Below are 12,849 nucleotides of genomic sequence, written 5' to 3'. Positions count from 1 at the left end.
AGATTTTTTAAGGCAGTTAAAAGGAGATTATAATTATAAAAAAAAGATTTGTGAAACTAAGTTTTTTAATCTTCTTAATACTTTTACAAATTTTGTTTGTTAACTGCCAAACTTCTCTTACCGATTCAATTTTTATCCGAACAAATCAAGTCGGATTTTTACCTGAAGATATAAAAACCGCTATTGTACTTTCAAAAATTAATTTGGATGGTAAACAATTTTTTGTTGTTGAAAATAAATCCAGTGAAATTAAATTTGAAGGAAGCATAAAAGATAAGCCTTCAGTTTATGGAAATTTTAATTTTTGTTATGAAATTGATTTTTCAAACCTACAAACAAAAGGGAACTACAAAATTAAATTGTTGGATTTGGAATCTTATGCTTTCCAGATTGATAATTCAATATTTAATGATGTAAGAGATTCACTGAGTCTATTCTTCAAAGCACAACGCTGTGGGCCAACAAATCCAATACTGCACCAACCATGTCATCTTTCGGATGCTGCAAAAATTATAGGTTATAAAGATTCAACTGCACGTGATTTAACGGGCGGCTGGCATGATGCAGGCGATTATGTAAAGTTTTTAAAAACAACGGCATTAACAACTTACCTATTACTTTTTAGTTATGAATTTGATCCGCAAAAATTTGGATATGATTTGGATACTAATAATGTCTCCGATATTTTGGAAGAAGCAAAAGTTGGGCTTGATTGGCTACTGAGGTGCAATGTTGATAATCATACATTAGTTTCACAAGTGCAAAATGAAACTGATCATAATATCGGCTGGAGATTACCCGAAAATGATAGTTTGCAATTTGAACGTTCGGCATTTGTGAGCATTGGGAAAAATACAATTGGAATTTATGCTGCCACTCTCGCTTTAGCATCCAGAATTTGGAAACAGAAATTTTATGAAAATGAATTTGCAGATAATTGCCTTACAACCGCTGAAAGATTTTACTCACTTAGAAATAATGTGCAGGATATTGACTCAGCCTTTTCAAATCATTATCTCGAAAAAGAATTTTCTGGAAAACTTGCACTTGCTGCGATAGAGCTTTTTAATAGTAGTGCAAATCAGAAGTATCTTGATGAAGCAATAAATTATGGAAGAAAAGCCGGATCAGATTATTGGTGGAGTGTCGGTGATATTAATTCTTTAGCGCATTATAAAATTGCTTTCCACAATTCGAGTTTTGGAAAATATATTTATCAAAATCTTAAATACTTTAAACAAAATAGTGATAGCTCACTTCTTCGTGAAGGATTAGCTTATTCTTGGGGAACAACAAATACTTTTCTTGGAGTAAATTTGCAATCCATCCTCTACAAAAAATTAACCGGTTCAACTGAATTTGATTCGCTTGGTATTTTTCAACGAGATTATATTTTGGGAAGAAACCCCTGGGGTATAAGTTTTATTTACAATATTGGAAAAGTTTTTCCACAGAATCTGCATTCACAAATTGCATTTTTTAACAGTGGTTATTTACCCGGTGCTCTTTCGGAAGGTCCTGCACCTTTAAAACTTTTGGAAAAATATAAAATTAAAAGATCAAATTTTACTTACAACCAGTTTAATTCCGATTCAGTTAAATATTATGATGACAGATTTGATTACATAACTAACGAACCAACAATTATTGGCAACGCCACAGCGCTTTTTGTTTTTGGATGTTTTAGCAATTAATTGTTCTCAATTATTCAATTAAAAAACTTCTAATTTCATCATAAAATGTGCTTGTTGCATAATAATACAGGTCATTTTTTTTGTCTCTGTTTAGTCCAAAAAAAAATCTCTTTTATACGAATTTTGAGCATAATCGCAACTAACAAACGGTATAATTGTTGGTAATATTGCTGAAAAATTAAACTATGAAAAAAAGCGTCCAATTATTCCGTTCCGGTATCCCAATTGTTGATAGTGCCTGGGGAGGTTTTTATCATGGCGGAACCTATTTGTTAGTCGGTGAAAAAAAATCCGGCAAAACTCTCCTTAGTCTCCAATACGCTGTTGAAGCTGCTAAAAACAAAGAAATTTGTCTTTACTTCACAAACTCTCGCCCAAAAGATTTGATGATCCATGCGGCATCAATTGATATCGATCTAGAAAATTATATAAATCAAAATACTATTATCGTTGTGCGTGTAGCTCAACCGACTGAAACCACCGAATTTAAAAGTCGAGATGAATTTTTAACAGATTATTTGAGAGATATTATTTCTGTAATCAATCAATATAATCCAACAAGAATTATTTTCGATGAGATTACACCTTACGTTGAATATGAAAACTTGAATACTCTTAGAGATGCATTTGGTTCGATGATTGAATCAATCGAAGATTTTGGCGTTACGAGTTTATTAATTTTGCGTGAACCAGCGGCTCAATCTTCAAAACAAATATTTAATGTTTTAAATTCTTTTGCTACTGGAATTATTCAACTCCATAAATCAGAAGAGAGTGAAGAACAACAGCCTGGCATTATTGATATCACCCCTAACATTGGACACACTGAAGGTAAATTTAAAGCAAATTATTTTATTGAACCATACAAAGGCATCACAACTGATTTTAAAATTACGAAACGTGCAACAAGAGAAAATCAATTACCCGAAATCACTGAATTGATGCCAAATAAATCAAGTGAATTTAATACACCACTGTATTTAGTTCCAAACATTTACAGCATAAATGATTTTAAGTTGATTGTTAATAATCAGATTGCACTTTATAAAACAACCGGACAGAAGTTTACAATATTATCTCTTAGGCTAAACCCATTAAGTCAATCAGAATCAAGAATTACTTTTGATCAATTAAGCTATTCCGTAAAAGTAGCCGTTCATAAAAAAGATAAAATGTGTACAATTGATGATAAAATTTATCTTCTTATCACAAAATCTGATGACAAATTAGTTGATGATCTTATTAAAAAAGTTCATCAAACATTAAATGGTGGCGGTTCTGCTAATGTTTCCTATCTTATATTAAGAGTTAATGATGCAATGAACAGCGCTGATGATGTTTTTAAGGAATTTGATAGTGAAGCAGTAAGAACACAATTAAATCAGAGATAGAATTGCCAATAAAAGATGAAATTATTTTTCTATCAATTACTTTTTCTTACACTAATTTATTTCAGCCCCACTTTATTTCCTCAAAATAATACTTCTGTAAAGTTTAAAACTGAAGCTGTAGAGTTAATCAATTCTGGCCGCTATGGCGAGGCAATCGATATTTTAAATAAATACGTTTCTGCCAATCCAAACTCCGCATATGGGTTTAATCTGCGTGGAATGTGTTATGAAAAAAGAGGAAATTATGAGTACGCTGTTTATGATTATCGCACAGCAAAAAAAATAAATCCAACCGATGACGAAATATCATCAAATCTAAATCGAGCGACATCAGATTGGTATAAACTCCTTTACAATAAAATAGAGGGGCACAAACGGGAAATTGCAATCAATCCAAACATTGCAAAAAATTATCTTGAAATAGGTAAGTGTTATAAAAATTTGGGTAACTGGAGCGAAGCTGAAATTTGGTACGATCTTTATCTTGAAAAAGAAACTGCTTCATCTGATGAAATTATTAGATACTCCGAAATACTTGCAAAGAATAGCCACATCTCCAAAGGCGAACCGATTTTAAAATCCTACACAGAAAATTTTCCTGATGATCACAGATTATTTTCGCGCTACGGCTACTTTACTTTGTGGTTAGGCAAAAATAAAATTGCAGAAGATGCTTTTATAAAAGCACTTGAGATCAGACCCTATTTTAAGGAAGCAATGGATGGATTGGATTTGGCTAGAGGCAAAGGATATATTTATTCTATCAACGATACAACTTCTAGATTTAATTATGGATTAGTTCCAACTGCCAAAGAATACGAAATTGATAGACTATATCGTGTAATTAAAAAAAATCCTGCTGATAGTGAAAACCGATTTAAATTGATTGAAAAATTAATATCGGTAAACCGATTTGAAGAGGCGAACCAACAGTTACAATTTTTAGCTTCTAAATTTTCAGATCAGCAACGATTTAAGGATTTATTAATAAAACTTAACACTTTAAAAAAATCTTATTACGTTGAAAAAATAAAATATTTTGAAGATCAACTAATTAAAGATCCAACCAATAAAATGGCTTTGTTGGAATTGGCCAAGTTTTATTCCTTAAACAACGATTACACATCTGCTGAAAATATTTATAGACATTATTTGTCGATTTATCCGAGTGATTTGGAAGTAAAATATAAATTAGCTCAGATATTAATGTGGCAAAATTATCTTTGTGATGCGGCTGAGATTGCTAAAGACATCATCGTTTCCTCACCGGATAACAAAGACTATTTGCTTTTGGCTGCTCTGATAAATTACTGGTTAGATAACGATCGAGAATACACTCAATCTCTTTTCGAAAGGGTGCTGATTAAAGATCCTAAAAACTTGGAAGCTATGTTTGGATTGGCTAACCATTATATCAACTCCAACAAAATTTCAGAAGCTGAAAATCTTATTAGCCGAATCTCTTTGAATGACAGTACCTCTGAAACGTATTTGACGCTTCACAAAAGTTTTAATGGTCTAAAAACTCAAAACAAGTTAGCTCAGAATTATAAAATTTTAGAAGAGGCAAGAGTTTTCTCTGCTAAGAAAGATTACAACTCAGCTATAAAATCTTTTAAAGAATATTTAATAACTGATCCGAATAATAAATCAGTTAAACTTGAGTTAGCTGATGTTTACATCGCGAATTCAGAATTAAATAAATCAATAAATATTTATAATGATCTGCTAAAATCCGGCAACGATTATGAAATAGAAAAACAACGTGCCAAAGTTTATTTATGGTGTAGTGATTCGATTTCAGCGTTAATGGAATTTAAAACTCTTACTCAAAAAAATCCTGAGGATATTGAAACAAAGTTATTTCTCGGGGATGCTTATTTACAAAATGGGCAGTTTCAAAACGCTAGAAGTATATACGAAGATCTTTTGAAAAAGTCTCCAGACTCCCATATACTTAAAACGCGTTTAGGCTGGCTTAGCGGCAGTAATAAATTTTCATTCGATAGATTTCCAACATATATCCAGCTAATTCCAAGAGCATCATACTTTACGGATAACACTGATTTTAGCTATTCAAACTATGGTGTTGGGTTTGATTTAGGTGTTACAAATTACCTGACCATTGGCTTATCGGGATCACGTGGCAAATTATCTTCTATTGATCGTGATTTAAGATTCAATCAGATAAAAGGCTCAGCCTATGTTAGATTTAATGAAACATTTTCTGGAAGCGGATCTTTTGGACAAACTTATTTTACAAATGATTTAAGAGAAAATATTATTGAGATATCACTTACCGCGCAGAAAAAAAATGTGTTTAATATTTCTGGCTATATAAATTATTCTGATGCTGCGTTCATACTTTATTCTCCATTCTTAGTTGGCAATAGATTAAATGCGTATCAATTTGGATTAAATGGAGAATACAAATTTAAAAACGGATTAATTGTTTCAGGAAAATATTCTTATCTGGATGTTTCAGATGACAATTCAGGTAATCAGTTAGTCGCAAGATTAGGAAAAGTTTTTGAATCTGATATTACAGCAGGATATGAATATTACTTTTATTCATTAAAAGAATTCACCCCATTTTATTGGAGCCCTAAGAATTTTGAATCACATTCACTTTGGAGTAATTGGACGATTTATAATGATGAAGTTTTTAATTTTATCATAGGCGGAAAAATTGGATTAATACCTCAGAATGATTTTATAGTTTCTGAATTTTACACGTCAATCAGTTATCAAATAATTAAAAATCTTGTTTTACAAACGAGATATTCTACTGGAAGTTCGTACAGATCTGACACCGGTTATCGTTCAAATGCAATTCAGGCAAGTCTAATTTGGGGCTTATAAACCCTAAATATTAATTATTGTTGTTAAATCGCAATTATCAGTCTTGTTTGATAATGATACAGAATAAAACAATGTCCAATATTGGTAATATATTAAAAGTATTAACATAGAATAAAAGCTAAATAAAAATCAAAATAATGGCATTATTATTGAAAATTTACAACAAACTGTTTATTGGTTAGATGAAAATAAATCAACTTGTCGATCGTGCTAGAGTTACTATTTCAAACAGGGAAGATGAAAAAAAAGGAGAAGACTTAGGGCAAAAATATTTACGAAGAATACTTGTAAGCGGTATAGTTTCTCTTTTACTGATCTTAGTAATCGTTTATACTTTACCTTACACAATTTTATCTTACAGCTCACTCTTTGAGTATTCAACTATAATTGCTCTTGTCATTTTTCTTTTTATTCTTCTTGTTAGATACTTTGCCATTTTGGTGATGGCGTATTTATATCTTAACGAATATACTTTTATGGAAACCAACGGTTATGCGCCATTTGTTTCTATTATTGTTCCTGTTTTTAATGAAGGTAAAATAATTCGAAAATCAATTTTGTCTTTGCTAAAACTTGATTATCAGAATTATGAAATTATAGTTGTTAACGATGGTTCAACTGATGATACAAAGCAAGTTGCGGAATCAATGGTTGGATTTCAGGATGGTGAGTACGGCAAAATAAAAATTTCATTAATCAATCAACCGAATTTGGGAAAAGCGCGTGCACTTAATGCAGGTATTTATTTTTCCAAGGCTGATTTTGTTCTTTGTATGGATGGCGACTCACAGCTTGCACCGGAATCTGTTAAAATGGCAGTAAGACATTTCAAAAATCCTAAAATTGGTGCAGTAGCAGGAAACGTAAAAGTTTTGAACAGAAAAAGATTTTTTACCGATCTTCAAGCACTTGAATATATTGAAGGTCTCAACATGGCTCGCAGTGCGCAGAGTTATATTAAGCTTGTAAATATTATTCCGGGACCAATTGGAATTTTTAGAAGAAAAGCGATTGAGCAAGCTGGATTTTATTCCAGCGATACCTATGCTGAAGATGCTGACTTAACTTTAAAAGTTTTGGCTAAAGGTTGGAAGATATATTACGAACCAAAGTCTATATCTTACACAGAAGCCCCTGTAACTTTGCAGCAGCTTTTAAAACAAAGATACCGATGGACAAGAGGCATTCTTCAATCAATAAGAAAACATAAAAAGAGAATGCTAAATCCAACTGTAAACTTAGGGCATACATTTATTTTATGGTCTATGTCCTACGAAGCTTTAATTTGGCCTACAATGAATATTGCAGCAAATGCTTTTTTTATATTTGCAGCTTTATTTTTTGGATTTTCTCACTTGATATTTTTCTGGTGGGCTGGATTAGCAATATTGGATCTTGTTACAGCCCTTTATTGTGTTGCGGTCGAAAAAGAAGAATTTAGATTGGTCTGGTATGCAATCATTTACAGAATGTTTTTTATTTTAATTATTGATATTTGTAAGACCATGTCCACTATAGAAGAGTTTCTTGGTATTAGAATGACCTGGGGAAAATTGGATAGAATTAGTTCAACAAAATCAGAAAACATTGCAGTTAATACGAATTAGGAAATCAAATGGAACTTATCCCGATACTCTCCACAATTATTCTCGTAGCAACAATATGCACCTTCATATTGGCGGTCGGGGCGTATATCCTTTACAAAGTTCGTGAAGGAAAACCGCAGTATGCTTATCAAACAAAACCATCATCTGTAAAGGCTGAACTTGTAGTTCCCTCTGAAGCAGTTTTTTCAAAAGAGACAGTAGTTAATGAGCACGGCAGAACTTTATCTGTTGAACCCGGTATTACAAGGGAAGAATACACTAAACAACGACAACCATCACAATCAAAATATACACCTGAACCACGAGGTTATAAATTAGAAGAAGAGAAATTTGAAAAACAAAAAGTTCGAATAAGACCGCAAGAAAGATTTAGCGATGAAAATAAGTTCCTGAAGTACACTTCTGATGGGTACATACCTACGCAGGAAGATAGAAGTTCAGGGGAAGTAAAGTGGCGGTAAAAAACTTATTTGGTATCAGGATAAATCAATTTTTTATCTTTGTCTCCGGTTTCGTTATGATCATATCAGCGATTCTTGTTTATTTTTTTATCCTACGTGGAATCTACGGTCGTTTTGATACGTCAGAAATACTACCAAACTCAAATATCATAGAAAACTTTTTTTATGGTAAAGAACCTGAAGTTGCAGTCCTCTATTCTAAGTACACAGAAAATACTTTACCTGTTGGCAGTACTTGGTTAAACGACAACATATCAACCTGGAAAAAATTTTTGAGTAATCTAAATCTTAAATACGAAGTTATTTCAGATCAAACTATTGAAGATGGTAATTGTAAAAAATATAAATTAATAGTTTTACCCGGTACAAAATCAATAAGCGAAAAAGAAGCGTTACAATTAAAAAAATACTTAGAAAACGGCGGAAGCATTTTTGCGACCGGTGGAATTGGTTCTTTTTCAGATGATGGAAAATGGCGCGGATGGGAATTTATTAATCAGGTTTTTGGACTTCAATTTTCTCACGAGCTTAAACCAGATGAATTTTCTAAGATACATACTGTTTGCGGCAGCTTGCCAATAACAGCAAATATTCCAACCGGCTTTCCTTTGAAAGTTGCGACTTGGGATAGACCAATGGCTGTTGAAGTTTTAGATCCAAGAACAACTCAAGTTAGTTTTTGGTACAATTACAGGATGGATGACGGACTTGTGCGTGAAGAAATAAAAAAATCTGCTGGAATAGCTTATGGTAATTTTGGAAAAGGCAGATTTATGTGGATGGGATTTGAATTGAATTCTATAATTGGTGTGCAGGAAGATTATGTTTTTTTTGAAAGACTTTTTAATAATTCAATAAAATGGTTAATGTACTTTCCCATTGCTTACGTTAGAGATTGGCCAACAGGTTATGAAGCCGCGGCTGTTGTTGCTCCAGTTCTTTCAAACGATGTAAACAATATCAATAATGTTTTACCAATTTTTAGAAACGAAGGAATATCTGCAACATTTTTTGTTGATCCGCAAACTGCTGAATCTAATAAAGAACTTGTAAGAAAAATTTCATCTTATGGTGAAATAGCGGCCTTAGTTGATATTGGATATATGGCTTCCGTAAATGATAAGTTTAATAAACTCAATTCTTACGACGAACAATTAAAAAAAATAAGGGCTGCAAAAGAAACACTTGAAAAAATTTCATCAAGCACGGTCTCCGGATTTTTACCATACTATGGTTTGTTTGATCAGAACACTTTAAATGCAGTTATCAATTCTAATTATAAATATGTGCTTACTGATTCACTTACGGATCGATCTGTACCTAAAACCATAATTCGTGGTGATAATCGTATTGTAACAATGACCAAAACAGCTCGAGATGATTATGAAATTATCAGAGATTTTGGATTGACTCTTCCTCAATTTCAATTTTACACTTATCAAGAAGATTTAGATCGTGTTCTTTTTGAAGGTGGAATGTATATATTAAAACTACATACAGAGTATCAATGCCGAAGTGATTACGCAAACATTGTTAAAGATGTTATTAAGGATTTAAAGAAGAAAAAATTCTGGATTGCAACTGCAAGTGAAATTCAAAAATGGTATGAGAAAAGGGATTACATTGAAATAAAAGCTGATAGAAGAGGCAAAACTCGTGTTGCCCTAAAAGTTTCTAACCCGGGAATTGAATCAATTAATAATTTAGTAATTGATCTTGATCTGAATGACTATGCAAAAAACATTACAATTGGTTCCGAGATTATCGGAACAAAAACTGCAAGCGTAAAACACACAGAAGGTTCACAAATGGTGTATTTGTATATTGATGATTTAAAGCCCGGTGAATCAAGACAATACTATATTGATTATGATCAGGTTGCATTGTAAAAATTAAAAACGAATTATAAAATTTGCGTAAACATCTTAAAATATTTTTAATCGTAATTGTTTTTACCGGATTCTCATTCCCGCAAGAATTGTTTTATAATCAACCAAGAATTGCAATTCTTTATTCCGGATTATCGGAAAAGTATGATTATATAAATAGTACTAAGGTAGTTGATGTTATAACTTCGTGGGAATTATTTTTAATGCAATATGATATTCCGTACAAAGTTATTTATGATGAAGATATTGAATCAGGGATTAGTGATGATTTTGATGTTTTGATTTTGCCATCAGTAAATTTTATTTCAGATAGTCAAATAGAAAAATTACAAAAATATTTAGCGGATGGTAAGTCAATAATCAATGCTGGATCAAAATTACTTTTTGAAAATAGCAGCCATAATAATTTTCAGAATTTAAAGACTCTATTTAAGTTAATTGATATTGAATCTGTATCTTCTGAAAGTATTAGTTTTATTCATTCGATTATTCCAAATCAATTAAATCATTTTAGTTTGAATGACAACTCGGTTTTACAAATCTCGACTATTAATCAAGTATTGCAATCTGATAATTTTGAGAATAAATCTTATCAATATGGATTTAATTTTTCTGAAAATAAATTAAGCACGCCAAAATCCTCCATACTTTTTGGAACGGTAGGCACGGGAAAATATTTGTGGATAGGTTTTGATATTACAGATCTTGTTGGCGGCAAAGTTAATTTATCAGCATTCAAAAATTTGATTACAAACTCAATCAATTGGATGGACGATAAACCTGATGTATACATCGACAATTTTGCTGATAGTATTTCTGCGCCTATTATCACAAGTATCCAATATAATAACGCACTTAAACCAGATTTGATTGATGATTTGCACAATAACAATATCAAACCAGTTCTGTTTGTTAGTGACGATCAAATAATTTCAAAAGAAGTATTACAAAAATTTGATAGTAATGAAATCGTCCTAGACTTATCTGCAATGAGCAACCTAACTCAAGATGATCTTAATGAAGCATTAATAAAGTTTAATGTAAATTATAAAATTAATTTAACTTCTATTTTTGTTGATAAGCAATTTCTAAATGTAGTGGATTTGGATTCTATTAATCAAAATGGAATTGATAAAGTTCTTTATAGCAATCAGACTTTCGGACTTCCAAAATTAATTGGCAAAAATATTTTGACAATTCCGTTTACTAAAAATAATTCAATTCGATATTCACAAAGCAGTCTTAACTTTTTATATTACAATCCAAAGTTTAATTGTAAAACAGATCTAGACTATGAATTAATTGAAGAGATAAATCAGCTTAAAACTGATAAATATAATTTTGCTTCTTTAAACTCATTACAAAAGTGGTGGAATATAAGAGATAAAATTTCTTCGCAGATTAGTTTTATATCTGAAAACGAAATAGAAATTTTAATCACCAATAAAAACTCAGTTGAAGTAAATGATTTAAAAGTTTATTTAACAATTAATAATAAAATTGATAAAAAATCAATGATTATTACCTTTAGTACTACTTCATTAGATTATGATTTTGATGATATAGCAGATATTGTTGAGATAAAGTTAGATAGCATTCACCCTAATTCAGTCAATAAAATCAAGCTCAGTTTTAATGTTGACTAGACTGATTTATTAAATTAAAAATTTCTAAAATGAAAAATTGGGTAATCACAAAAAAAACACTACCACTATTGTTCTCGGTTTTGATTTTTATTAACCAATCCTGTGCTGATCTAAGCACTGAGCCAAATAAAAACATAAATCAAACAAATTCAAAAATTCAAATCTCATCACCATCAAATAATGGAACTTTGATGGAAGGGAGCAGTGAGATTATTTATTCCATATCTCAGCCTTTCGCGATAAAATTTCTTGAATTATACATTGATGGAGCATTTAATAAAAATATTCCGCCAAACAACGATGGAAGTGCCCCAATAATTTCTATTCAATTTGATTCTACTTATATAGATAAAAAAATAAATTTATATTTAATCTATTATGATAACGACGGCACATCAGAAAAGAGTAACATTGTTTCAAATGTGTTAGTCACAAATGACAGCAGAGTTCCATATACACCTTATAATGTTTCACTTCTAAAATTAAATGATGGATCTGTTAATATTAGCTGGAAAGATTCATCGCGAAATGTTGAAAGTTATGAACTTTGGAGGAAGATTGATTTTAATGGCGAGTATTTACGGCATCAGCAACTTTCCGGAAAATCAAACAACACGAACGATGAAATTATTGATACAACTAAAATTTATTTTTATAAATTGCGTGGATTCAAAAGTTCCGGCTTTTCAGATTTTAGTAATGAAATAAACTCTGCTGGTATTAGCACTTTCGGAAACCTTTACCCTCCAACAAATCTTTCTGCAAATGTAACAGGAATTTCAAATGTTAATCTTAGCTGGATAGACAATAGTAATAATGAAAATTATTTTTCAGTTGAGAGAAGTACTAATAATACTGAGTTTAATAAAATTGCTGCTCTAGTAAAAAACACAACAACATTTGTTGACACCGGAAATAGGTTAACAATCGGTTTAACTTATTATTATAGAATAGCTGCATATTCAAATGAAGATTCTGCTTTTAGTAATACTGCAAGCATTAAAATAACTTCTGGAATTTTAGTACCGCCAACAAATCTAACAGCAAACTATAATAGCACGGTAAACGTTATTCAGCTAAATTGGAGTAGTACGGATAATAATATTTTGTATTTTGATATTGAAAGAAAAACTGATTCAGGTAATTTTGCACTTTTGCGTAGAATTGCTGCAGGTAATAATCTTTATCTGGATTTCAATATCCAAACAAATAAAACGTTCACATACAGAATTAGAGGATATGATTTGAATAGATATTCAGAATATTCCAATGAAGTTGTTATCTCAACATTTTAACAAA

General features: G+C 31.1%; 8 protein-coding genes. All 8 read left to right on the top strand.

The window, feature by feature from the left end; translation table 11 throughout:
- Positions 1-50: 50 nt before the first annotated feature.
- The 8 genes from IPJ23_03625 to IPJ23_03590 all read left to right on the top strand — a co-directional run bounded on the left by IPJ23_03625 (position 51) and on the right by IPJ23_03590 (position 12,845).
- Positions 51-1,694 carry a glycoside hydrolase family 9 protein gene (locus IPJ23_03625; GenBank protein ID MBK7629787.1) on the top strand — a complete coding sequence of 548 codons (1,644 nt, stop codon included), beginning with the start codon at positions 51-53 and terminating at the stop codon, positions 1,692-1,694.
- 185 nt (positions 1,695-1,879) lie between these two features.
- On the top strand, positions 1,880-3,085 hold the full coding sequence (locus IPJ23_03620) for a hypothetical protein (protein MBK7629786.1): 1,206 nt from the start codon (positions 1,880-1,882) through the stop codon (positions 3,083-3,085).
- A gap of 15 nt (positions 3,086-3,100) precedes the next feature.
- Positions 3,101-5,947: a tetratricopeptide repeat protein gene (locus IPJ23_03615; GenBank protein ID MBK7629785.1), complete on the top strand. Its 2,847-nt coding sequence runs from the start codon at positions 3,101-3,103 to the stop codon at positions 5,945-5,947.
- 182 nt (positions 5,948-6,129) lie between these two features.
- Positions 6,130-7,554 carry a glycosyltransferase family 2 protein gene (locus IPJ23_03610; protein MBK7629784.1) on the top strand — a complete coding sequence of 475 codons (1,425 nt, stop codon included), beginning with the start codon at positions 6,130-6,132 and terminating at the stop codon, positions 7,552-7,554.
- Positions 7,555-7,562: 8 nt separating this feature from the next.
- Complete coding sequence (locus tag IPJ23_03605; GenBank protein MBK7629783.1) at positions 7,563-8,015, top strand: hypothetical protein; 453 nt, start codon at positions 7,563-7,565, stop codon at positions 8,013-8,015.
- A gap of 56 nt (positions 8,016-8,071) precedes the next feature.
- Positions 8,072-9,904 carry a polysaccharide deacetylase family protein gene (locus IPJ23_03600; GenBank protein ID MBK7629782.1) on the top strand — a complete coding sequence of 611 codons (1,833 nt, stop codon included), beginning with the start codon at positions 8,072-8,074 and terminating at the stop codon, positions 9,902-9,904.
- 23 nt (positions 9,905-9,927) lie between these two features.
- Positions 9,928-11,550 carry a hypothetical protein gene (locus tag IPJ23_03595; protein MBK7629781.1) on the top strand — a complete coding sequence of 541 codons (1,623 nt, stop codon included), beginning with the start codon at positions 9,928-9,930 and terminating at the stop codon, positions 11,548-11,550.
- 29 nt (positions 11,551-11,579) lie between these two features.
- Positions 11,580-12,845 (top strand): fibronectin type III domain-containing protein, encoded by a 1,266-nt coding sequence (locus tag IPJ23_03590; protein ID MBK7629780.1) that lies wholly within the window; start codon positions 11,580-11,582, stop codon positions 12,843-12,845.
- Positions 12,846-12,849 lie beyond the last annotated feature (4 nt).

The sequence above is a fragment of the Ignavibacteriales bacterium genome (assembly GCA_016709765.1).
In the GTDB taxonomy this organism is placed as follows: domain Bacteria; phylum Bacteroidota; class Ignavibacteria; order Ignavibacteriales; family Ignavibacteriaceae; genus IGN3.
The sequence above is the reverse complement of the archived record's forward strand: the minus strand, read 5'-3'. Positions and strand labels throughout refer to the sequence as shown.

Coding starts and splice junctions, on each gene's coding strand:
- IPJ23_03620 (MBK7629786.1), top strand. CDS start 1,880: ATGAAAAAAAGCGTCCAATTATTCCGTTCCGGTATCCCAATTGTTGAT.
- IPJ23_03615 (MBK7629785.1), top strand. CDS start 3,101: ATGAAATTATTTTTCTATCAATTACTTTTTCTTACACTAATTTATTTC.
- IPJ23_03610 (MBK7629784.1), top strand. CDS start 6,130: ATGAAAATAAATCAACTTGTCGATCGTGCTAGAGTTACTATTTCAAAC.
- IPJ23_03605 (MBK7629783.1), top strand. CDS start 7,563: ATGGAACTTATCCCGATACTCTCCACAATTATTCTCGTAGCAACAATA.
- IPJ23_03600 (MBK7629782.1), top strand. CDS start 8,072: ATGATCATATCAGCGATTCTTGTTTATTTTTTTATCCTACGTGGAATC.
- IPJ23_03590 (MBK7629780.1), top strand. CDS start 11,580: ATGAAAAATTGGGTAATCACAAAAAAAACACTACCACTATTGTTCTCG.